The organism is Sphaerimonospora cavernae (genome assembly GCF_042435035.1).
Lineage (GTDB): Bacteria > Actinomycetota > Actinomycetes > Streptosporangiales > Streptosporangiaceae > Sphaerimonospora > Sphaerimonospora cavernae.
In genome coordinates this window covers 120,610-143,159 of record NZ_JBHMQT010000006.1, presented here as the reverse complement: position 1 = coordinate 143,159, position 22,550 = coordinate 120,610, and the positions used below count along the sequence as shown (strand labels likewise).

Below are 22,550 nucleotides of genomic sequence, written 5' to 3'. Positions count from 1 at the left end.
AACGGTCAGCCGTACGACGGCAGTGCCTTGGCGAGCCGGACGGCGAGGAATCCCGGCTCGCGTGACAGCTTGCCGTACACCTCGCCGTAGCGGTGCGCCATTTCCTCGACCGGTTCGTGCTCGATGAGGCGTTCGACGACGAACCCCGCGGCGGCGAACTCGTTGAACCACCGCTGCAGCGGCTGCCGCCAGAAGTGGTGCAGCATGCCGCAGGACCATTTCTCCTCGACATGCCGGGCGTCGAAGTAGCTGCCACCGTCTGCGAGCCAGTCCGCGGTCGGGTGACTCGTGGAGATCACGAGTCGGCCATGCGGGCGCAGCACGCGGTGCAGTTCGCGCAGCGCGGCCACGCGGTCGCGGAGATAGTGGATGACCAGCGCCAAGAGCACCAGGTCCATTTCCGCGTCCGGCAGCCAGTCGAGCGGCGCATCCAGGTCATGCCGGCGCACGACCGTCCCAGGACCAAGGCGTTCACGGGCCAGATGGACCATGTCGCCACTCTGGTCGAAGCCGATCACCTCGGCGCCTCGCGCGAGCAGTTCGGCCGCGTACAGGCCGGGACCGCACCCGGCGTCCAGGACGCGCCGGCCACGGACGTCACCGAGCAGTTCCAACACAGCCGGCCGATCGTAGTAAGCGTTATAGGGGCTGTCGGCTGCCTCTTGGGCGAAGACCTCGGCGAACCCGTCGTAGAGTGCGCGACCGTTGTCGGATAGCTCCATGAGTTTTCTCCCGCTTCCCGCGGTTCACGCCACCGAGAGAGCGGCGGTCGGTTCCGGTTCCTGCGGCAGAGCCGGGAACAGGCTGTCCAGCCACGCCGGGTCGGCCGGGACACCGGCGGTGAAATGAGTGTGCAGCAGTCGTACGGCGCGCTCGTAGACGTGCTCGGGGAGTGCGTCGTCGCGTTCGATGCAGGCGTCCAGCCGCTGATCGAACTGGCGGAACCAGTCGCGGTAACCGGAGGTGAGGGCGTCCGGGGCATCCCACTTGCCGTACAGGTGGGCGCGGGCGAGGGTGAACGGCGTGGGTGCGCTTCGGTAGGCCGCCGAGACAGCGCCGGACCGTTGCGGGACCTGATGGTAGACGGACGTGCACTCCCCCAGGAAGGCGAACCGGTAGCCCAGGGTGCGCCGCAGCGCCAGCCACATGTCCCAGTCCTCGCAGTGGGACATGTCCTCATCGAAACGCACGAGCGAGGCGGTGAAGCTGCGGGCCACGACTGAGCCGGTGTGGATGTAGTTGGCGACCGCCAGGTAGCCGTCGTCGAACGGGTAGTCCTTGCGCGGGAGGCCTTCGGCGGCTCGCGGGATCGCCTCGATCCAGTGGGAGCTGACCAGCGCTCCGCCGTAGACCACGTCGGTGTGCCCGCCCGACAGCACCTGGTGAGCCTTCTCCAGGTGGTGCGGCAGGTAGATGTCGTCGTCATCGAGGAACGCGACGTACTCGCCGGAGGCGGCGGCCAGGCCGACGTTCCGTGCGTGTGAGACGCCTTGGCGGGGCTCGACCTCCAGGAGCCTCACATTGAGGTCGTTCTGCCAGCTGTCGATGACCGCTTGCGGGCATTGGCCGCCGTCGCGTACGGCGATGACCTCGAAGTCGTGGAACGTCTGGCGGGCCAGGCTCCGCAGTGCCCGGTGCAGCGGTCCCGGCCGGTCGGCCGTGGGGATGATCACGCTGATCATGGTGTGCTCCTGTGGGTGAGTTCGCACTTCAGCCGTGCCTGCACCAGCTGCCGGGCCGTCGCGTCGCTGCCCAGGTCCGTGATCGATGCCCGCGTGGCCGACATCCGGTAGATCTCGGCGCGGGACCTGGCCGTGGTAGGGGCGGTGGTGTGGATCTGGACGCCCCAGACGGTCCGGCCGTCGCGGGTCACCTCTATGGCGCGTCCGGCCTGGGCGTCGGTGATCAAGGTGTGGCCGTTGCCGAGCAGCTCGCAGCCGCCGGCCAGCGGAGAGAACAGCGTCTGCGGCGGGTCGGCCGTGTACTGCCAGATGATCTCTCCCGTAGCGGGGTCGATCTCAAGCACGCGTGATCGCCCGGCGGCCTGGCCGTTGTCGAAGACCAGAACGGTTCCACCGGGCAGCGCCGAGGGCTGGTGTTGGCCGGACAGTTCACCGGGGCCGAAGAACCACGCTACCGACCGGGCCGTCAGATCCACGGCCGCGATCAGGTTGAGGTTGCGCAGGGAGACGAGCACATCGCCCTGCTTCCACAGTCCGTAGGGGTGCGTGTTCAGCATCTCGATCGTATTGGCGTGCAGTACGTCGCTGGGCGAGCCGGGCAGGTCGCGCAGCAGCCGCAGCGCCTGCCTGGTGGCGGCTGGGCGGCGGTGCGGCTCGGCCAGCTCCGCCAGCAGCGCGGTGCTGTCCGGTGCGGCGGCGCGGCGGCGGTCGATCTCCTCGTCGATCAGCGCCCGCAGCTCGGGGCAGGTGGTGAGCACGTCGTACAGGGAGTGGACGGTCAAGACGTGGCCATCGCGGCTGTCCAGGACGGTCACGGCGTTGTCCAGCAGCAGGTGCTCGCCGCCGCGCCAGGGCACCGAGCGGGGCTGTTCGGTGAGCGCGTAGATCTTCCCGTCGCGGCTGATGCCCAGATCGTGGTGGACGGGAATGGGGGCCTTCCACAGGAGCGTCGAGTCGGGGGCGAGTTTCAGCAGCGCCTGCAGCGGCACCATGGCCAGCAGGTTGCCGTCGTCGTCCAGCTCGACGTGGTTCCAGCCGCGCAGGTAGGTCGGCGGGTCGGTGGAGGGGTTCGGCTGCTCGGCCGGGTTGCTCCACGCGTGCACCAGGCGGGCGTTCCGGTCGATGAGGCAGGCGAACGGCTGCGGGTAGGAGGCGGATGGAGAGAACAGGAAGGACGTGCCGGAATCGTCGGCGCCAGCCGCTGATCGCGTCACAGGAGCTCTCCTGGGCGACGGGGTGGTGTTTCGAACTCCAGCCGGACCGCGTCGGCCATCTTCTGCGTCACCCGGTCGGCGACTCGGGCACCGAGTTCGGCGCTGGCCTGCCGGGCGGTGTAGACGATGCCGGAGTCGGTCGTCGCGTCCGGCGGCAGCGGGAAAACGTGGTAGCGCATCCGGCGTGGCTCCCGCTGGTCTGCTCTGGCGGGGAGGCAGGGGATGCGGTCGGGGTGCACCGCGTCTGGGGCGATGTGCATCACCAGGCTCGACTCCACCATGGCGGCGTGGTGATCGTCTCGGCGCTCCACCCCGGTCTCGCGGGCCAGCTCGTCACGGAAGCGCTCGCCGACCACGTCCCACCAGTTGACGACCATGACGCGGGCGTCCGGCACGCTCTCGCGCAGGAGCCGTGCCACCTCGCACAGGAAGCTCACGTTGTCGATCGCGGAGTTGACGATGACGTACTTGCGGGCTCCGTAGCGGGCCAGGGAGGACAGCACGTCGGTGATGAGGTGCATGAAGGTCGCGCCGCTGATGTTGATGACGCCGGGGAAGTCCCCGCCGAGCCGGTACGGCGGCGTGGCGATGCCGTACCCGATCGAGGGGGTGACGTAGCCGCCCAAGGCGGGCGCGAGCCGCCGAGCGAAGTATTCGCTGATCATCGTGTCGGAGGCGAGCGGAAGGTGCGGGCCGTGCGGTTCAACGGCGCCGACGGGGATGATGGTGTAGTCGTCGCGGACTCGGGCCGCGAAGTCGGGCCAGGGCAGGTCGCCCAGCAGCATGAACGTCTCCTCGGGGTGAGTTCGGTTCCGGATCGGGGTCAGGCGTCGGTCCATCCGAGGCTGGGCACCTGGCCGCCACGCAGTCCCACGGTCACGGCGACGTCCAGGTTCAGGAAGTCCTCCTTGTTACAGCACCCGCGGGCCGCCGCGCACGGCACCCATTCCTGCGGGCGCAGGTCCAGCTCGAAGTCCGGGTCGAGCACGTTGCCGTAGCAGTCCCGCTCCAGTACGGCATAGCGGGAGCAGCGGTGCACCTGACCGTGAATGTCGATGAACACGTAGTCGTGTCCGGCCCGGCACGCGCGGCCCTGCGGCGAGGTCAGGCCCACCAGCGCGGCCCGGGTCAGCGCGGCATCGCCGCCCAGTTCCTCCACCGCGCTCACCACGTCGGGTTCGCTACGGATCATCGGTACGGCGGCGGTGATGCCGTCGGACTCAAAGGCCACCGACGGCGCGGTGGGGTCATAGCCGAGATCGACGTTGAAACGCAGCCCTGCGTCTCGGGCTGCGTCGCGCACCCGGCGGATCGCGTCAGTGCCGCCGGGGAACAACAAGGCGTTCACGACGACGAAGCAGCCGTACTCCTCCTGGGCGAACGCGGCTGCTGCGATGAACTTGTCCAGGTTGGTCTGGCCGTCGTGGTAGGTGAGCCACAGCGAGAGCTTGCCCAGGTTCGCCAGCGGCTCCATCTTCGGCAGCCGGCGCATCAGCAGAGAGCCGTTGGAGACCAGCTCGACGTACCGCACCGACCGCTGCCGGGTGAGCCACCCGGCCTGCGCGAGGAACGTCTGGGAGGCGAACGGCTCGCCCAGGCTGCCCAGGCGCACCGCCACCTCGAAGGGCCGCGACCCGATCCATTCGACGATGGAGACGAAGCGATCCTTGTCCGCGGGGTCGCGCCAGTCGTACCTGCGGCTCTTCGCCCAGTCGCCCACCGACACGCAGTAGGTGCAGTCGAAGTTGCACAGCCGCTGCCCGGCCACGTACCAGATCTTCACGGGCTTGGACATCGTGATGCTCCTCAGCCGAAGGTCGCGATGGGCCGGAACTCGCGGGCAGGGAAGTCGAGCTGCTGGTTGTGACAGCGGCGGCACAGGAAGCCGGCCGCGGCATCGGCCACGCCGAACACCTGCCGCCGCAGGCGCACCGCGGCGTCACTGGTCATGAGGTCGTGGATCGACCCGTCGCGGATGTTGCCGAACGTCTCGCGCTGGTAGTAGTCGTTGCAGCACAGGAACATGTCGCCGGTGACGCTGATGTTGGCGTGGTGGACCGGCCAGCCGCACCCGGTGAGCTGCCCGTCGACGTGGACGTCCTGGAAGTACTCGGCGGGCCCGTCGCCGGCCCGGTCACAGGTGAGGGACGGAAAGACCTCCACGCCCAGGGGCGCGTAGCGCCGGGTCAGGCCCTCCAAGTTGCGGGCCAGGCGCTCACCTGCGCCGTTGACGACGATCTGGACGCGGAATCCCGCGGTGATCGCCTGCTCCAGGTTGCGCACGACGTGCGGGTAGCTGCGCGAGGCGGTCAGTTCGGCGAACTCGCCCGGATCGATGCTCGGCATGTTGACGATGAGGTGCCGCAGCACGCCAAGGCGGCGCAAGGCGTCGATCTTGTCCGGGGTGAGCGCGGAGGCGTTGGTGTAGAGGGCCAGCTGCATGCGGTGGCGGGCGAGCACCTCCAGGCGGTCGGTGAAGTGTTTATCCAGGGTGGGCTCGTTGTAGTGCTGGAAAGTGACGTAGTCGATCGTGCCGACGTCGGCCAGCTTGGCGATGATCTCCTCGAACAGGTCCATCGGCATGGTTCGGGGCGGCTTCGGGTCCATCGAGACCGGGCAGAACCGGCAGCCCCAGTTGCAGTGGCTGGTGATCTCGATCTCCCCGGACACCAGGTGGTAGTCGCGGCAGAGCTCGTCGGGGCTCTGGAGCCATCCACGCTGGAGGGCCGCGCTCATCCGGTCGGCGCCGAACCGCTGCGCCACCCGCTCGGCGTCGCAGGGCTCGGGCGCGCATGCCGTGAGCATGTCCAGCATCTGGGGGTCGGACTGCCATATGACCCGGCGGTCCAGGCCGACGAGGCCGAACGCGGTGCCGGGCGGAGGAGGATCGGCCTGCGGGGCCGAGGGCCCGAAGGTATCGGTCATGTACCTCACCGGTGCAGCGGTTCCCGGTTGGACACGGGTGAGGTAGGGCGAGGTCTGGAGCAGGTGCGGCGGCATGGTTCCCTCCCATCAGGTGGTGGCGGTGCGGTAGATCAGCCAGGCGCGCCCCGCAGCGGCGGCGCGGGCTCGGAATTCGCGGCCTTCCGCAGGGCCGTACATGGCCTTGGAGAAGCGGAACAGCGTCCAGGAGGCCAGCAGGCCGTTCACGCTGCGCCTGGGTGCCTCGCCCCAGGCGGGCACCTGTGCCAGCAAGCGCTCCGCCTGCTCGGGTGTGTGCCCGGCTTCGATGAGGCGTGGGCCGAGCATGAAGGCATCGATCCAGGGCGCGCCGACCGCCGCGAAGGCCCAGTCGATCACCTTCACTCCGGATGAGGTGACCTGGAGGTTGCCGGCGTGCAGGTCGTAGTGCAAGAGCGTATCGCCGGTCAGGTGCTCGGGGTCGAAGCCATCAAGCGCGGCGGCGTACAGCTTCCGGTGCGGCAGCACCCCGTCGGGCTTGTCCAGCAAGTGCTGGCTTTCAGCCAGGAGGAATCCGACGTTGTCGGTGACGGGTGGGGCGACGATCGCCGGGCACGGGGTGAGCAGGAAGCCGAGCCGAGCCACGGTGGCCAGGACGGCGGGCAGGTCGGTCGAGGCCGGCAACAGGTCAGCGGCACGACCGTCGGCGTACTCGAACACCATCGTGATCCAGTCACTGCCGATGGAGGACCACAGCAGGCGCGGTGTCGGCACGGTGCGCGGCAGAACGGTCCCGGCCCAGCGTTCCCGCTCGTACCGGCGCGCGGTCGGATTGTCGCCAGGGATGGCCTTGAGGAAGAGACGCTCGCCGCTGTCGGCATGCAGGCAGGCCGCGATGCCGGGCATCATGCCCGCGGTGACGGTCTCGGCCTTGAGCACGGAACCGAACCGGGCCTGGACGGCTTCGCGGACGGCGGCCGGAAGGTCCTCCCACTGCATTGCGGCCATGGTCAGTTCTCCTTGGGTCGTCGTATCAGTCCTGGCCGTGGCGGCCCGGAGGTGTCAGGGCGACCGTGTCGCCACACCGGCTTATGCGGGGCCGGAAACGGTCCCGGCGGATTCCGCAGCGTGCTCGATACCGCTCCGATCGGCGACCGCGTCGAGGTCTTCTGGCAGCGGGCTCCAGTGGTGCGCGAGCTTCGTCACGGCGGAGCGCTGCCGGATCTCGCGGCTGACCCACCTCAGGGTGAGAAACCTCCGTCGCGTGATCACGATCCGCTGTCCTGCGGAACGCAGATGGCAGAAGCTCCAGGCAGTGCGCCGAAGATCTGGTACGGCGCCAACCGGGTCACTTTCACCTCGGGAGGAGCGTCGGCGTGGCCGTCGGCCGCGGATGCTTTGGTCTCCGACATATCAGACTCCAAGTCGATCACTGAGGGAGGTGGACGGCGTTACCTGCGTCTGCTAAAGGGTTCTGCGTGCCTGCCATGGTGGGCGGCCACCAGACGGGATAGCGAGACGCGGCCCTCATACGTTTGCCTGTTCACGACGTGATCGGCTGAGCTGATCACCTTGACCGATCAGCTCAGCCGATACCTCTTCGCCGATGCCAGGCGCGCAGTTAGGGTGATCGTGAAGCAACCGGCCGTGAAAGGTCGCCGATGAACGTCAACCCCCCAAGCGGACAGGACATTGACCCCGGCGTCTGGGAACATCCGGCGATGCGACAGGCGCTCGCCGCCCGGGACATATCCACAGTTTTCCGACTGCTGGGAAAGCGTGGGTTGTCCCAGCGTGTGATCGCCGCACACACCGGGCAGGCACAGTCGGAGATCTCCGAGATCGTCGCCAACGGCCGCCAGGTCATGGCCTACGAGGTGCTCAGCCGTATCGCCGACGGCCTCGGCATCCCCCGCGGCTACATGGGCTTGGCTTACGCCACCTCCTCGGCGCATCTCACCCCGCCGGCCTCAGCCGTTGCCAGGCGGGACGATGAGGACGAACAGGCCCGCCGCCTACTGGCACACGCCGCACAGGTGACCGTCGGCGCGATCGAAGGCAGCGTAGAGCAGTGGGTCGAGCCCCTGCCCTATGCCGCGGCCCCCGTGCCGGAACGGATCGGAGCCGCCGACGTCGCCCAGGTGGAGTCGGTGACCCGCGCCCTGCGCGCCTTGGACTACCAGCACGGTGGCGGAGTCTGCCGCGACGCGGTGGTGGCGCAACTGGCCTGGTCGCAGCAGCTGCTCCGCGCCTCGTGCTCCCCCAAGGTCATGCGGCGGCTTCATCGGGCGCTGGCCGACCAGCACAACCTGGCGGGATGGACGTCCTTCGACATCGGCCTGTACGGACCGGCCCGGGATCACCTGGCCCGCGCTCTGGAACAGGCCAAACACGCGAAAGATCCCTCGCTGATGGCCAACATCCTGTACCGGATGGGCCGCGTCTACCTGCACTGCGGACGCGTCCAGGAGACCTTGCGCTTCTTCCAGCTGGGGCAGATCTGCGCCCAGGACGCCAGCTGCGAACGCACCGTGGCACTGCTGTGCGCCAACGAAGCCTGGGCCTATGCCCTGCTCGGCAACGCCGAACTGGCGCTCAAGTCGATGAGCCGGGCCAGTGACGAACTTGACCGAGCCCACGCTCGTCCCGCCCCCTCCTGGGTGAACTTCTTCGGCTACGCCGACCTCGCCGCTACCAGCGGCATGGTCCACGCCAGCCTTGGCAGCGCGCATCTGGATGCCGCCGTGCAACACCTCACTGAAGCGCTCGCGGGCCGCGACCTGAGCATGACCCGCAGCAGCACCTTCGAATTGACCGCGCTCGCCACCGTGCACCTCAAGGCCGGAGAGATGACCAGGGGAATCGACATCGGCTTCCAGGCCGTCACGCTGGCGACCGAAATCCGGTCGAGCCGGGTCATAGATCGCCTGGCGCCCCTGCAGGAGGCCGCCGTGAGCAGATCCGCTCACCATTCCGATGCCCGTGACCTCGCCCAGCGGATCTCGGCACTGCGTGCGGCATGATGACGACCACCAACGCCGGCGGACTCACACGCGAGCGGCTCAACGGCCTACTGGATGCCGCCTGCACCCGCGCAGGGCTCCCCTCCCGCGACGCCGAGCTGATCAAGTTCACCAACAACGCTGTCTTCCGCCTCCACCGGGCGCCCGTCGTCGTGCGCATCGCCGGGTCCACGGCGGCGCGCACCCGCGTTCCGGCCGTGGTGAAAGTCGCCCGCTGGCTGGCGCGCCACGACTTCCCCGCAGTCCGGCTCCTGGCCGATGTCGAGCAGCCCTTGCAGGTAGACGGCCACATGATCACTCTGTGGGAGTACGTACCCGAGGTCGGGCCGCGCCCCGGTGGCGCTGACCTGGGGGTCCTGCTGCGGCGCCTGCACACCCTGACCGACCCGCCGCCGGACCTGCCTCGGTGGCGGCCGATGACGGAGATCCGCCAGCGCCTGGCCGAGCCTGAAGAGCTGTCGGCCGACGATCACGCCTTCCTACGGCACGAATGCGACGAGATCGGAGAACAGCTCGCCGCCCTCAGCTACGCGCTTGCGCCCGGGGTCATCCACGGGGACGCCTTCCTCGGAAACGTCATCGCCGGGCCGTACGGACCCGTGTTGTGCGACTTCGACAGCACGACGATTGGCCCACGCGAATGGGACCTGACCCCCGTGGCAGTCGGCAGCCTACGCATGGACTACCCCGTGAACGACCACCGCCCGCTGGCCGAGGAGTACGGCTTCGACGTGACCCGGTGGGAAGGCTTCCCAGTCCTGCGGCGGCTCCGCGAGCTCAAACTGGTCACCAGCGTGCTCCCCATCCTGCGAAGCAATCCAGTGATCCGGCCGCAATGGGAACACCGCATGCGCAGCTTCAAGGCCCGCGACCTGAGCGCCAGGTGGCAGACCTACCAGTGACCCGAATGCGCAGCTCGCGCAGCGGATCGCGGCCCGCGCCTTGACGACGGGCACCACTGCTCGCTGTCTGCATCTCAGCCAGATAGTGGGAGCGCCTTCGGGATCCGAGGAGCCCGGCCGACATGGGAGACCGGCCGGGCCCCGGCCGCCGCAGAAGGGTGGTCAAGCCCGGCCGGTCACCCCTCACGCCAAGGTAGTGATCGTGCCATCGACGGCAAGGAGAACCGCCTCGATCTCCAGTAGCGGGAGCCGTACGGGTGCGGCGTCCGAGGTCACGCCGCGGCGGCGTGGAGCGGGCGATCCAGGATCTTGGACAGGGTGAGCAGGGTGCCTTGGTCGAGGTCGTCGATGGCTCCGGTGACGGCGCGGAGCATGTTGCGTTCGGCTCGCTCGGCGCCGCGTACGTTCTGCTCGTGATGCGTAAAGGTGTTCACCGCTTGCACGACGCCCCAGGCCGTGCCGCTCCAGGGTGCCACCCGGTGATCGTGGTCCCAGAGCTTAGTCAGGGTGTCGCGCTTATGCTCGGCCATGGTGCGGCTGCGGCCTCGCTCATCGGGCCTCGGGACGTGGGCGTCCAGGAACTTGTTCCACTCCCGCCGGGAGACCTCGACCTGGCACAGCTCCCGTACGGCCGTGGAGAACTCATCGGCCAGCGCGTAAACGATGTTCAATGCGTCGCGGGCTTCGGCGAGCCGCAGCCGTGAATGCCGCGAGTGCTTGATCTTGACCTGCTGTCCGCGTTCGGCCAGGCCGGCGGCCATCGTGTTGTCACACACGATGCTGGTCACCGCCCGCTTGAACGTCGTGGCCAGCGATCCGTCGAAGGACGTCGCGCCGAACAGGTGGGGGCGGAACTCGACGCCCTCGGGCGTGACCACGTTCTCCGGAACCTCGACAGACACCCACGCGACCGCCCCGGCCTTCAGCAGCCCGGCCGAGCCGATCGACAGATCGGAGTCGAGAAGCCGGGAGATGGTGTTGATCAACCATTCCACGTAGGGATGCGGCTCGTACCCGTCGGAGAAGATCCCCATGACGTGGCCGTTGTCGCTCCGCACGATCGCCTGCCTGCCGGGCACCTGGGCGAGCCCGCCGCGTGGGTCCTCCACGTAGACCGGGCTGGACAACGCCTCCCAGTCGAACAGGCGGTGCTTGACGTCGTCTACCGGGATCGGACCGGGGTAGTGGTTGGTTTCTTCCCCCTGCATGCTGGCGCGGTAGTGCCAGGCCGTGCCCCGCCTGTCGGTGAAGCCGATCAGCGTGTTGGCGTTCAGCCACTCCAGAGTTTCCTTGGACATGATCATTCTCCAATTCGGTGGAAATGAGAAAGGCACCAGCCGGTGCCGGTGCCGTCGGTGTCGTTACGTCGGTAGAACTGGGCGGAGCGAAGCCGGTCCTGCCCGCTTCTGGGAGCGCCGCCCGTCAGGTTCGGCTCAAACTGCCTGGTATTGCCGTATCCACGTTGACCCTGCCCCGGCCTGACACCATGAGCGGCATGGCCGACAATGACGACAGGCAAGCGGCACTGCGCCTGGCCAGGCAGGCCCACGAGGTGGGGCGCGCATCCGGACGCCAACCCTGGGGCGAGACACTGCGATGGATCACCGGTGGTCGCCTCGGCCGCCGACACGGCTGGCCGATCGTTCCTCGATTGAGCACGCCGTGGCAGGACACGATCTCGGCCGAGCGGATCGGTTGGCGCATGCGTGCGGCCAATCTGAACGGGGAGTTCGCGTTCGCCGTCGACTATCAGATCTGCGGGCGTTGCCGGCTCGGCTGGGTCGAGCAACCTCACACCCTGCCGCGCTATCAACGGTGTGGGCTGGCCAGCGCCGGGCTTGCCGCACTACGCGCAGAGAACCCCGGCCTGGCCTGGCATACCCTCGGCGGGCACTTCACCGACTCACGGCCGTTCTGGTCCACTGTGGGCACCGACGTACCCGGCGGCTACCAGCAGCGCCCACCCTGCCCACATATCAGCACAGGATGACCTGACAGCGAACACCGGACGAAGGCTTTCGCTCGTGCGGGATACGGATGCAAGATCTGACCCTGGAGACAGTTCGGGACGGGTTACCGTTCCGAGCATGGCGAAGTCCCGAGGGCGTAAATCCCACTCGAACACGCGTGCCGTCAGCCGCTCTGGTGACCCTCGGCGCCGCGCGATGGCCCAGAAGGTGGCTGAACAGATTGACCCGGTACAGCGCGCCGCAGCGCGCGTAGGTGGGATTACGGCCGCTGTCGCTCCGTCCGACCCGATGCAGCTCCCGACCCTGCTGCCGTTGTTCATCGACATGGTCGCGACCGTGAACCTCGCACCGGCCGAACGCTGCCTGGACGACTGCATGACACTCGTTCACGCTTACGCCCAGCTCGGTATCCCCGCACAGGTCCGGGCTGTCGAACTGACCGTAACCAACACCTCGACCAAATCCAGCGTCACGCACGGCAGCCTGACACCCCGCTGGGAAGACGACATGATCCACGGGCACACCGTTGTGTGGCTGCCGACCCTGGAGCACCTGGTGGACGTCACCGCCGAGCAGTTCGCGGAGATCGCCGCCCTCGATGACGGCCCGATCATCGCCGGCCACCGCGGACCCCGTCTCTCGGGCAACGCACCGATAAGTATCAAGGTCAAGCGGAAGGACTTACTGCTGACCTACACACTCGCATCAATGCCAACGAGCGCCGCCCTGCTTGATCACCCTGTGCCCCACGCCGAGGCCGAAAACTACCGGCGCCGTGGTATCAATGTTGCTTCAGCGGCGGTGAAGATCCTGGCCAGCTCTCTTCCCCCGGGAAGTACACGATTGATTCCGCACAAGCGGGCCGCCGCACTGGTCGAGGCCGTCCGGGAACTGCCGGAGCATCTAACGCCCACGGAGGATCAGCGCTTCCTGCTCCCCGGTCCAGACGGAGAGCACGTCGTGGCACAGCTTGATGAGATCCCGCTTCCTCCTGGCACTCCTCTCGCTGCTGAACCGAATAGTTAGGACGGCGATTGACGAGAATCGCCACGCGGGGCTGCCGATACCGCCGTGCTCAACCGGCTCATCAACGGAGATGCTACGGCCGAAGTGGCAGGCTCTGAACAGCCATGACCTTCAGCGTTCGGGCCTGCTCTCTGCGGCCAGCAGGCCGGGGGCGTTCGAGTGTCGGTCAAGTGGCGCGGTGCTGTACGGCGTAGGCCATGCGTTCGGTGAGTTCGCGGTCGGCGTTGCGGATCTCGATCGTGCTGGTGGTGGTGTCGCCATGCACGGTGAACGTGCCGATGGTGTTGCCGAGTCGCCAGCGGATGACGGTTTCGCGTTCCTTCTCGGTGAGCGTCGCGTCCGGCAGCAGGGTCAACAGGGTCTCGGCGAACTCGGCCCGGGTGCCGTTCTCGGCGGACCGGGCGGCCAGCCGTTCACAGCAGGCGACCAGGTCCCGCCGGTAGTCGGGCAACAGGCGGCGCTCGATCCTTTTGGCGACGAACTTGGCCCCCCGGGCGGCCGTCACGGTGATCTCGTGCCGCCGCAGGTTGAGGAGCATGCCCCTGCTTCCGTCGGGATAGACGCCGAGCACCCGGATGCGCCCCCTCTGGTTCCAGATCGGGTGCACGACGAGCCGGACGCCGGCCGGTCCCATCAGGTAGGCGGGATGACCGGGGCGGACCAGAGCCGTGAAACCCTCAAGGTGTTCGGCGACTTCGAACACCAGCTCATCGACCTCCCATTCATTCACGGGCAGGCCTCCTTTCACATTATTGGTTGGCAGTTCGGGAGCGGGCCGACCTCGCCCGAAAGGAAAAGCGTCGTGAGTTGCCGACCGGAAGCCGTGCCTGCGGTTTCCGGTCGCTGATTGCTCGCATCTAAATACGGAAGGCAGGACGGCTCGAACGTCCGCATCTACGGGACCGACACGCACGGTGAACAGCATCGACAGCCTGAGCGGCGGCATGCGCTGCGCCAAGGTCGGTGGATGCTGTGCAGGATGCACAGCATCCACCGACCGTTACCGCCACTGGCTCATCTATTGCTGCTCTTCGTTGCGGAGCCGTTCCTGATCGGCTCGGAAACGGTAGATGTCCCGGCCGGGTTTTGCGCATTCCTGGCAGCGGCAGCCATATTTGTGGATGTCGCTGACGTGGAAAATCTGGACGCGGTTCTCCCACGGAGTGAGGTACAGCGAGTCGTCCAGTTCCACGCGGGCGCGTCCGCGCTGCTCGTTGACCTCGGTGACCGTGCCCGGGTAGTAGAAGGGGGATGCATAGCTCTCCGACCACCAGGGCCGTACCGGGATGTGGAAGGAGGGCCGGACCAGGACGCGGTCACCGACCTTCACCGTCTACCCCCTTCCACAGCTCCAGAGCACCCGCCGCGTCATCGACTCCGGGCCGGTTGGCTCCGCGCAGGTCCGCCAGCGTCCAGGCCACCCGCAGCAGCCGGGGAAACCCTTCCACCGTCAGCAACCCCGTGTTCACAGCGGACCGCAGCAGTTCGACGGCCTCCGGCTCGGCGGCGAAGCTGGTCCGCAGCTCCAGCGCGGGGACCTCGGCGTTGGTCCGCCAGGGCGTTTCGGCCAGCCGGTGGGCCGCCCGTACCCGGGCCGCGACCACCCGCGCGGCTACCGCCGCGCTCGTCTCACCCGCCTGCGCCCCGTCTCGACTTCCCCGCTCGATGGGGGCGCGTACGACGATGCGTGGCAGGAGCAGGGCCAGACGTTGCAGGTAGCGGCGTCTGTCCACCGGTCTGCACGCGCATGGCTGTCCTTGCGGGCATGGGCAGCGACGGGCATCGAGCACGAGCGTGAACCGCGCCGGATATCGGACCGTGCGCCCGAGCCCCGTGACGCGTACCTCTCCGGTGTCCATCGGCCGGCTCAGCCCGTCCAGGATCGGGCGGGCGAACTCTGGCGCGTCGGCCAGGTGGAGCACGCCGCGGTGGGCGAGCGAGACCGCGCCCGGGCGGTTCCGGGCCACGCCGCCGAAGATCGCCGCAGGCGTGGACGTGTGGTGCGGCGAACAGATCGGCACCATGGCCCCCGGCGCGCTGTCGGACCGTCCGGCCAGGGAGTAGATCTCGGCGACCTCCCGGGCAGCCTCCACCTCCAGCGGCGGCAGGACGCCCGGCAGGCGTTCGGCGAGCATCGTGGCCGGGCCGTCCCCCGTCAGGAACAGGTGATGCCCGCCCGCCGCGCACACCTCCAGCGCGCGGCGGGCGGCCTCGTTGCCGGGCACCTCCGCCAGATCCACCCCCGGCGGTCGCGCTGAGCTCACCGAAGCCTCAGGCGGCCGATAGCGGTATCCGTCCAGCGTCCCGCTCCGCAGCCGATCGATCATCTCGCTCAGCCTGGTTACGGGGATCACCACCGCCCCGGGTACCTGTGCCGCTTCCGGCGCGCACGCGGCGGGCACGACCACTGTTCTGATCCCGGCGGTCACGGCGGCGCGGACGGCGGGCAGGACGCCCCTGATGGGGCAGATCCCGCCGTCCAGCGCCAGTTCCCCGAGGAACACCCGTCCGGCGATCCGCTCGGGCGGGACCACACCGGAGGCGGCCAGCATGGCCACGGCCAGCGCGAGATCGGCCGCCGCGTCGTAGACCGGCGGGATCGCCGGGCTCACGCTGACGGTGACCTTGGCCTCCGGCCACGCCGTACCGCTGTTGAAGATCGCCGAGCGGATCCGGGCACGGGCCGGCCAGACCGACAGTTCGGGCAGGCCGATCAGGTGCAGTTCCGCCGCGCCGGGTACGGCGTCGGCCTCGATGTCCACCACGCGGGCATCGAGGCCGACCAGCACCGTCGACCGGGTAGACGCATACCCCGTCGTCAACCCCGGTCACCACCCCTCCGGCAGCACCGGCCGCGTCCCCGCCGGATGCTGCGCTGCCTGAGCGCCGATCTCCTCGGCCATCCCTGCGTAGTCGATCCCGGAGGTCACCTCCGGCGGCAGCCCATGGTTCAGGGCGAGCTGGACCAGCCGGGCGAGCCGATAGTCACCGTCGGCGGACAACGAGCGCTCGACCGCGACGCGGGCCAGCGGCCCGTCACCGGTGCGCATGGCGACGAACGCCAGCAGCGCGGCCGGAGCGGCGGCGAACTCCGGCTCAACCCGGCAGGTCACCTCCGTCCACAGCCTGATGTGCGTGTCGTCGTCGTACCGGCCGATGAACGTCAACGCCCCGTCCCGGACGATGATCGAGGTCAGCAGCACACCCAGCCAGGCGACCATGTCCGGGGGCAGGTCCTGCCCCTGCTTGACCGTGTCGAGCGCGGCGTCGACCTGCGTGAGGCCCTCCTGATACCAGCCCTGGCCCCCATCCCGGGCGAGCGTGGCACGGACTTGTGTGCAGGCGGCACGGGTCGCGGCCGTCACCTGCTGGCGGTCTTGCCCGCCCGCTGGGGTGAGTGTGGCCACCAGCGCCGCGCGGTCGGGCCGGGCGACGTATCCGGCGAACACCGCCGCCGCGGCGGCCGGGTTGTCCGTCGGGTCGTAGGCCATGCCGTACGGCGGGCAGCATTCGGGATCGGGGCACAGGTACGACCAGTAGCGCCCCTCCTCGACGCGTAGCGCGTCGATCACCTCGATGTCGGAATCGGTCAGCGTGCCGCGCACGGCGTCCATCACCGGTGTGACGTGCCATCCGGGCCCGTACCCGATCAGCAGCACGCGCCCGATGTCGTTGCGGGTGAGCAACTCGGCGACGTGCCGGGCCATCTCCGGGCTGTCCTCCGAATCCTCCGGCAGGTCGAACCGCACGCTGACCCGCAGCCCCCGCACCCCGGAGCCTGGGTCCCGGTCGGGTTCGAAGGCCAGGGCGACGATGCTGCGCTCCGGATGGAATCCCAGCATGTAGGGCACGATCGCGATGAAGTCCGCCGGGCGGCTCAGCCGTACGGTGTGATCCAGGCGAGCGGTCATGGATGTCCTCCAGACATGACAAAGCCCCCGGCGGGTCTACCGCCGGGGGCGAACGAACAAGAACAGAACGAAAAGCTGTAAAGGAAGTACGGGTCAGCAGCGCTCAACGCGGACGCCGCCGCGCGGTCCCAGGAAGATCCGCCGATCGGGGTAGTCCAGCCCGTCGCGGGAGCCGTACAGCATGATCTCGCAGTCATCACCCACGCACGGGGTGAGCACCTCGGCGACCTCACGGCCGGTGAACGCGAATCGCGAACGCTGCCAGTGGCCGTAGTGGTACCGGTCGAGCAGCTTGCTGCGGGCCTCGGCCAGGGAGGAGAACTCCTCCAGATCATCCGGCTCCGGCGGGCCGTACCCGCTGCCGCCGTGCCACAGACCGAACCAACGTCCCATGATCGTCTCCTGTCGGGCGGTGTCAGCGGGACGGGCAGCCCGGCGAGGCGTGGTCGCCGCCGCAGTAGCCGCACCACTCGTCCATGGCGTAGATCGACAGTTCCTCGGCGTACTGGTCCCGCCAATCGGCCTGGGCCGCCGTGTAGGAGTCGAAATAGTCGGCGTCGGTGTCACCCGGTTGCACGGTCAGGAAGCGCAGGACCGTCCGGGCGGCGTCGATCAGCTCATCGGGTGTGAGGACCGCGCCGACGCCCGAGCAGACGTCGGACGCGGTGAAGATCGTACGGCGGCGCCGCGACAGCCGGTACCGCCAGCGGATCCGGCCCTCATCGGTCCGCCCCGCGGCCTCCACCTCCAATAGGTGATCAGCGTCGATCTGCCACGCGGGCACCAGCCGGGAGCTGATGATCCACCCCGGCGGCAGGGTCAGGGCATGCGTCGGGGCATGCGTCATCGCCATGGCGACTCCAAGAGACTCGGAAAGATGGAATGGAATGGCGGCCGTCACCAGGGGCGACGGCGGGCCAGATGATGCGGTCGCACGGTCGGGCTGACCGTGTGGATCTCGCAGTCCCGGAAATCCAGGGCCGAGATGAAGCACCGCGAGCAGCGGATCAACCGCACGCGCGCCCCGGATGTCCGGTTGGTGTGCGTGGCGTCGATCCACAGATGGGTGCTGGCCAGGCAGCCGAGACAGGTGATCACCTCGGCCTCCATGGGCATCGGCGTGAGCGCCAGCGTCACCGCGTACTCACGTACGCCGCCGGGATCGGCGGCGCACACCAGAGTCGCGACATCCGGGCGGACCTCACCCAACGCGATCACCCGCATCACCCGGCCACCGCTGGAGACCGACAGGTCCCCCACAGCCCAGCCGGGCGGGCCGGCGGCATTCACCTCCACAAGATTGCCCCCTTCGTACGGGTGCCCGTTCGGGCGACCTGCGTCCGTACGGATGTGCGGGAATCAGGACAGCGGCGTTCCGCGCGTCCGGCGGAGCATGGTTTAACCAACGCTCTCACCGGCGCGAATCGCTCTCACTTAAATACGGTGACCGGAACGGCCCGACCGTCCGCACGCGGCAACAATTTCCGCAGCATTGCCGCGCGCGCCGCACTTCGACGGTTTGACCGTTCCGGCCACCGGTTGCCGTTCTACAGGGCGACGATTCACCCCGTAGAACGGCATGCGAGAGCGGGCATCGCGCCGAACGCATCAGGCGCGTACCGGCGATTTCCGCTCTCACTTAAATACGGGGACCGGAACCGCCCGACCGTCCGCACGTGGCAACATTTTTCAATGTCACCGCGCGATATTCGGGCAGTCGACCGTTCCAGCCCCGTAGCCGTCCGCGACACGGCAACATCCGTCGCGAAACAGCACGTCAGAGCGGGTATCGCGCCGAACGCGTCAGGCGCGTACCGGCGGTTTCCGCTCTCACTTAAATACGGTGACCGGAACGACCCGACCGTCCGCACGCGGCAACATTCTTTCAGCGTTTCCGCGTCGCGCCGACGGTCGACGCTCCGGTTACCGTAGCCGTTCCACAGCGCAGTGATAACGCTGCTGAACGGCGTGTGAGAACGGGCATCGCGCCGGTGCACGTCACGCGCGTACCGGCGGATTCCGCTCTCATCTAAATACGGGGCGCGTAGCGGTCCAAGCGTCCACACCTCGCAAGATTCTTTAGCTTCTCAGGTGGGGTAACAGGCGCATTATCGCGGGCATGAGAAAGGGCCCTAGAACGCTCTCTAGGGCCCTCTCCCGAGCTTTCGTCAGTCCTCCGTACCGTTGTGGATGCCAACGTGAGCCATCGTGCCCCTGACGTCGTCAAGACGCTCCGACAGTTCCCGCCACTCCGCCCGTCCGGCGTCACGCACCCGAATCACGTTCCGGCGAGAGCCGTACGCGCCGCCGTAGCGCGCCTGAGCAATCGAGCTCAGGATCCCCGCGCGCCCCAAATCATCAGCCTGAGACGCCGTTTCCATGACGTCAGCGATGATCGGGAAGTCCCGACCGTCGCCGAACGCCTGACGGAAGATGGTCGCGCTGTTCTGGGCGACACAGAACGCCACAGCGGCCCCCGTGACCGTCTCCGCGCGCGGAACACCGCGCATGAGCTGAGCGCCGGGTGTGGCGTCGATCTGATCCGCCGGAACGTCGATCCGGTAGCCGTTGCGTGCGGCAGCGTCCCGAACCGCCCACCGTTGAAGTGTTGTCCGCGTGATGGTCATCTCGCCACCGTCGCGCCGAACGTAGACCCACGCGGGTGCGTCAACCGTGCTTTCGGATGCCCTCGCACACGATGTGATGATGTCCCGCAAACGCTGCGCGAACAGAAGAACGGCATCCTGCGTGACGTCGTCTGACACGTCATCCGTGCCGTACGGTGCGTGCCCCTGCTTAACGATGGTCGCGCTTCCGTCCATGCGCTTACGTGACCGCGTGGCGTCGACCGTACGGCAGTAGCCCCGTGCGAGCCGCTGAATCTCCGCCCAATCGTCCGGCGTCACGCGCGCCATGTCTTCCGGCGTGAGTTTCTCACCCGGAACGTTCGAAGGGACGCACTTACCGGGAGCTCCATTCGACATGTTTCCTCCGATCACCGCGACGCGGCAACCGCGCCGCCCTTCTCTTTTTCTCAATTCAATTGAACCGCAGAACGGAGACCGGCGCAATGAATTCCCGCGCGTCTTTACGATGTTTTCCCTGGTCAAGAGGCGGGGATGAGCCATAGAGAAAGGCTCAACAGGCAACGGAGGCGCGGCGGCGAAAGGGACAATAAGGACGGCGATTCGCCCTCAAGCCGCAAGCTAGGAAATTAAATGAGTCAGAGAAATGACGCCGAGAGAAATTCAATATTCTGGAGTCATAGAACATCGCGAGCACGCCACTCTCGCAGCCCTTCGATCAGGGAGGTTCCCTATAGAGTCGGGCCAGCGAGAGGCCACAGCGCAAGCCGCTGACCAGCGGCGATACTGCTAGGATCATGACCAGTCATAAGTGGCGAACCACTGGCCGAGCATTGGCCATGCGACTGGCCGCTCTCTGAATTCGCTCGATCGCGTCGCGGCGGCGCGTTCCCCGATCGCTCGGATGCGGGCGTGGGAGCGATCGACGGCCTTTTGGTGGCGCGACAGGCCAGCCGGCGCCTGTGGCACTTGAACGGGGTGCGGATCGTACTGCCCACCCCTGGTGGTCCTGGTCGGCGAAGACCTGGACGCCGCCACCGGGGAGCCCATCAATCACGCCGGTCCGCTGGATCGTCGAATGGCGGTCAGACGGCGGTTGCTCATGCAGGAATGCTGGCTCATGTGCGTCGCCACATGGGCGATCTGGCCGTATGTGTTGTTCTTCATTTCTGGGATGGCGGCCGGACAGCATCGCCATGCGCCCATGAGGTTCGCATCAAGGGTGGCAATCGAGTGCCCTGGTCGGGCACTCGCTTTGCCTTCACGCGATGTCGAATTCGCTGTCCTTGACGCCCCCAATGAAGGCGCGCCACTCGGCGGGCGTGAAGAGCAACTTGGGGCCGTCCGGGTTCTTGCTGTGACGAACGGCGACGACGCCGGGAAGGTTCGCTGCGACTTCGACACAGTTGCCCCCGCCACCGCCACTGAGAGAACTCTTCTTCCATGCGGCCTTGGAGAGGTCGACGCCAGTTAGATCATTGAGTTCCATCGAATCCCCGCTTCCTTGATGATGTCTAGCGAATGGCTGGGCCTGTAGGCTTCAGCGCGAATCCTGTCATATCTGCCCCAGACCAGAGACACCACATGATGCTCTGCTGACACCTCGCCGGTCGCGGACGACTCTATAGAGACGGAGGTAGGAGCGTCCGGCAACTCCGCGATGATGAAGCTCGACAGCAGGCCAGATGTGCATGACGTATCCCTCGGAACGAGCTGGATCTTGATGTTCTGTCTAGCCGAAAGGGCTACGAGACGGTTGAGCTGCTCGTACATGATCTGGCGGCTGCCGATGAGACGGTGCAGGACCATCTCATCTAGCAAGACCCATAAGGTGGGCGGGCGGTCTCGATCGAGGATGATCTGTCGGGCCATTCGGGCAGCGACCTGTTCTTCGATCTCGTCCTCGGAGGTGGCGAGGTCGCCGCGGAAGACAGCTCTTGCATAGTCCTCGGTCTGAAGGAGTCCGGGGATCAGCAGCGGGTCCCAGCTTCGCAGCACCTGCGCCCGGGGCTCGATCTCATCGGACCATCCCAGGAACCAGTGAGGTGCCGACGGTGAGGTGATGTTCCGGCAGAGCCGGGCGAACAGGTCGCCCGTCCCGAACACTTCATCGCATCGAACTGCCAGGTCTGGCTTGGGTGTCCGACTGCCGACCTCGATGTGCCCTACGAGTGACCCCGAGACCCCCAACCGTGTCCCGAGCCGCTCTTGCGATAGACCGGCTTGCTTGCGGACCCGTGCCAGCTCACGCCCGAAGCGCTGAACGGGCGTCAGCCGGGGATCGAGATCGTTCGCCATGCCCTTCCTCTCCTCGGTTTCCTGATGCCATGACGGTTTCTGACAGACCGCTACATCGGACGAAAGTTTCTGTCGTCTGATTGTCGACGGGTTGCGGCTACACGTCCACCGAAACTGAGGGCAATCTAATCCCAGATGTTTACTCCACGACTAGGCAATGACAACAACCGGACAAAAACCCCGGCCGCTTGTCCGTGCATCAGCCGTGATCGGAGCGTCGGTGTATCCATTGGAAGGTGATCACATGGCTTCGGGGAGTGCGCCACATGCTCGGGAGCAGCTCGTCCTCCTGGTGTGGCCCGCCTGGAAGCTGCGAGGCATGGAGGTCATTACCGCTGTCGTTCTTTCCCCGACAGAACACCCCGCCTTGGACGTCCTACGGGCGGCGGAGAGGCCGCTTCGGGTCGCGGCGATTCGACGGGTGTATAGCGGGGTTTTCGCCCGGAGACCGTACTGGTCACACTTCCGGAGACGCCACGAATCGGCCGGAATGCTCCACAAGAAGGCGGCCATAAGAGTCGAAGCGGCGGTGAGCGCATGAAAACGCAGAAAACGGCCAAGTTGCGGGCAGACCGCCAGCCTCGATTCGTGGACAATCAAGACTTACACGGCGTGGGCCAGGCCAACTTCGCCGGCCAGGCCGTATCGGTTTGTGCCGCAAGGACGTGGGCTAACGGTCTGCTGACCGGGCGGGTCGCCGACGAGGTGCGGGAGACGGTGGTGCTGCTGCTCAGCGAGCTGGTCACCAACTCCGTCGTCCATTCGGACTCCGGTCGCAGGCCGGACGGGCAGGTCATCGTTTTCCTGGCTGTCGGAGACGGAGCGGCGTACTGCGAGGTCATCGACGACGGCTCAGACACCAGCATTCCGGGCATCCGCGAGGTGTCCCTGGAGGGCGACGGCGGGCGGGGCCTGTGGATGGTGAACGCGATGGCGGACGCCTGGGGCTTCCACCACGACGATGGGGTTGGGAACGCGGTCTGGTTCCGGATGGGCATGCCCCCGGCAACGGTGGCTGCCGTTGTTCCGTGAGATGAC

At 67.4% G+C, this 22,550-nt stretch carries 23 protein-coding genes and 1 pseudogene; 5 read left to right on the top strand and 19 right to left on the bottom strand.

Going from position 1 to position 22,550, the window contains the following annotated elements:
- Positions 1–5: 5 nt before the first annotated feature.
- From ACFHYQ_RS05255 to ACFHYQ_RS05225, 7 genes are all read right to left on the bottom strand, one after another.
- On the bottom strand, positions 6–722 hold the full coding sequence (locus ACFHYQ_RS05255) for a class I SAM-dependent methyltransferase (protein WP_394299928.1): 717 nt from the start codon (positions 720–722) through the stop codon (positions 6–8).
- 24 nt (positions 723–746) lie between these two features.
- Complete coding sequence (locus ACFHYQ_RS05250) at positions 747–1,682, bottom strand: glycosyltransferase family 2 protein (protein WP_394299927.1); 936 nt, start codon at positions 1,680–1,682, stop codon at positions 747–749.
- Positions 1,679–2,896: an arylsulfotransferase family protein gene (locus tag ACFHYQ_RS05245; RefSeq protein WP_394299926.1), complete on the bottom strand. Its 1,218-nt coding sequence runs from the start codon at positions 2,894–2,896 to the stop codon at positions 1,679–1,681. Before ACFHYQ_RS05245 ends, ACFHYQ_RS05250 begins: the two co-directional genes overlap by 4 nt.
- Positions 2,893–3,735: a creatininase family protein gene (locus ACFHYQ_RS05240; protein WP_394299925.1), complete on the bottom strand. Its 843-nt coding sequence runs from the start codon at positions 3,733–3,735 to the stop codon at positions 2,893–2,895. The genes ACFHYQ_RS05245 and ACFHYQ_RS05240 overlap by 4 nt, the downstream gene beginning before the upstream one ends.
- Complete coding sequence (locus ACFHYQ_RS05235; protein WP_394299924.1) at positions 3,720–4,691, bottom strand: radical SAM/SPASM domain-containing protein; 972 nt, start codon at positions 4,689–4,691, stop codon at positions 3,720–3,722. The genes ACFHYQ_RS05240 and ACFHYQ_RS05235 overlap by 16 nt, the downstream gene beginning before the upstream one ends.
- Before the next feature lie 11 nt (positions 4,692–4,702).
- On the bottom strand, positions 4,703–5,821 hold the full coding sequence (locus ACFHYQ_RS05230) for a radical SAM/SPASM domain-containing protein (RefSeq protein ID WP_394299923.1): 1,119 nt from the start codon (positions 5,819–5,821) through the stop codon (positions 4,703–4,705).
- 87 nt (positions 5,822–5,908) lie between these two features.
- Complete coding sequence (locus ACFHYQ_RS05225) at positions 5,909–6,805, bottom strand: phosphotransferase family protein (protein WP_394299922.1); 897 nt, start codon at positions 6,803–6,805, stop codon at positions 5,909–5,911.
- Positions 6,806–7,458: 653 nt separating this feature from the next.
- Between ACFHYQ_RS05225 and ACFHYQ_RS05220 the strand changes: the two genes are divergently transcribed.
- Positions 7,459–8,820 (top strand): helix-turn-helix domain-containing protein, encoded by a 1,362-nt coding sequence (locus tag ACFHYQ_RS05220; RefSeq protein WP_512701467.1) that lies wholly within the window; start codon positions 7,459–7,461, stop codon positions 8,818–8,820.
- A complete protein-coding gene (locus ACFHYQ_RS05215) occupies positions 8,817–9,722 on the top strand; it encodes a phosphotransferase enzyme family protein (RefSeq protein ID WP_394299920.1) in 906 nt (301 codons plus the stop codon). Before ACFHYQ_RS05220 ends, ACFHYQ_RS05215 begins: the two co-directional genes overlap by 4 nt.
- Positions 9,723–9,994: 272 nt before the next feature.
- Here ACFHYQ_RS05215 and ACFHYQ_RS05210 read toward each other — a convergent pair whose 3' ends face one another.
- Entirely contained in the window at positions 9,995–11,020 is a 1,026-nt protein-coding gene (locus ACFHYQ_RS05210) for a TIGR03299 family phage/plasmid-derived protein (protein ID WP_394299919.1), read from the bottom strand.
- Positions 11,021–11,217: 197 nt separating this feature from the next.
- On the opposite strand from ACFHYQ_RS05210, the gene ACFHYQ_RS05205 reads away from it, so the two are divergent.
- Positions 11,218–11,712, top strand: a complete 495-nt coding sequence (locus ACFHYQ_RS05205) for a hypothetical protein (RefSeq protein WP_394299918.1) — start codon at positions 11,218–11,220, stop codon at positions 11,710–11,712.
- A gap of 97 nt (positions 11,713–11,809) precedes the next feature.
- A complete protein-coding gene (locus ACFHYQ_RS05200) occupies positions 11,810–12,718 on the top strand; it encodes a hypothetical protein (protein ID WP_394299917.1) in 909 nt (302 codons plus the stop codon).
- A 166-nt stretch (positions 12,719–12,884) separates the two neighbouring features.
- On the opposite strand, the gene ACFHYQ_RS05195 is transcribed toward ACFHYQ_RS05200, so the two are convergent.
- From ACFHYQ_RS05195 to ACFHYQ_RS05145, 11 genes and pseudogenes are all read right to left on the bottom strand, one after another.
- On the bottom strand, positions 12,885–13,448 hold the full coding sequence (locus ACFHYQ_RS05195) for a hypothetical protein (RefSeq protein ID WP_394299916.1): 564 nt from the start codon (positions 13,446–13,448) through the stop codon (positions 12,885–12,887).
- Between the two features lie 288 nt (positions 13,449–13,736).
- Entirely contained in the window at positions 13,737–14,048 is a 312-nt protein-coding gene (locus ACFHYQ_RS05190; protein WP_394299915.1) for a tudor domain-containing protein, read from the bottom strand.
- Positions 14,035–15,507, bottom strand: coding sequence for a YifB family Mg chelatase-like AAA ATPase (locus ACFHYQ_RS05185; RefSeq protein WP_394299914.1), 1,473 nt, complete (start codon positions 15,505–15,507; stop codon positions 14,035–14,037). Before ACFHYQ_RS05185 ends, ACFHYQ_RS05190 begins: the two co-directional genes overlap by 14 nt.
- 39 nt (positions 15,508–15,546) lie before the next feature.
- Entirely contained in the window at positions 15,547–16,629 is a 1,083-nt protein-coding gene (locus ACFHYQ_RS05180) for a DUF4192 domain-containing protein (RefSeq protein ID WP_394299913.1), read from the bottom strand.
- 93 nt (positions 16,630–16,722) lie between these two features.
- On the bottom strand, positions 16,723–17,022 hold the full coding sequence (locus tag ACFHYQ_RS05175) for a hypothetical protein (RefSeq protein WP_394299912.1): 300 nt from the start codon (positions 17,020–17,022) through the stop codon (positions 16,723–16,725).
- A 22-nt stretch (positions 17,023–17,044) separates the two neighbouring features.
- Positions 17,045–17,482, bottom strand: a complete 438-nt coding sequence (locus ACFHYQ_RS05170; RefSeq protein WP_394299911.1) for a hypothetical protein — start codon at positions 17,480–17,482, stop codon at positions 17,045–17,047.
- A 44-nt stretch (positions 17,483–17,526) separates the two neighbouring features.
- A complete protein-coding gene (locus ACFHYQ_RS05165) occupies positions 17,527–17,919 on the bottom strand; it encodes a hypothetical protein (RefSeq protein WP_394299910.1) in 393 nt (130 codons plus the stop codon).
- 878 nt (positions 17,920–18,797) lie between these two features.
- A complete protein-coding gene (locus tag ACFHYQ_RS05160) occupies positions 18,798–19,544 on the bottom strand; it encodes a hypothetical protein (RefSeq protein ID WP_394299909.1) in 747 nt (248 codons plus the stop codon).
- 543 nt (positions 19,545–20,087) lie between these two features.
- A pseudogene (locus tag ACFHYQ_RS05155) lies at positions 20,088–20,229 on the bottom strand (IS5/IS1182 family transposase); the annotation flags it as partial.
- Between the two features lie 246 nt (positions 20,230–20,475).
- The gene (locus ACFHYQ_RS05150; RefSeq protein WP_394299908.1) at positions 20,476–20,703 is read right to left on the bottom strand and encodes a DUF397 domain-containing protein; all 228 of its coding nucleotides are present in this window, start codon (positions 20,701–20,703) and stop codon (positions 20,476–20,478) included.
- Entirely contained in the window at positions 20,685–21,512 is an 828-nt protein-coding gene (locus ACFHYQ_RS05145; RefSeq protein WP_394299907.1) for a helix-turn-helix domain-containing protein, read from the bottom strand. The genes ACFHYQ_RS05150 and ACFHYQ_RS05145 overlap by 19 nt, the downstream gene beginning before the upstream one ends.
- Before the next feature lie 588 nt (positions 21,513–22,100).
- Here ACFHYQ_RS05145 and ACFHYQ_RS05140 point away from each other — a divergent pair.
- Positions 22,101–22,544 (top strand): ATP-binding protein, encoded by a 444-nt coding sequence (locus tag ACFHYQ_RS05140; RefSeq protein ID WP_394299906.1) that lies wholly within the window; start codon positions 22,101–22,103, stop codon positions 22,542–22,544.
- The last annotated feature ends 6 nt before the right edge of the window (positions 22,545–22,550 follow it).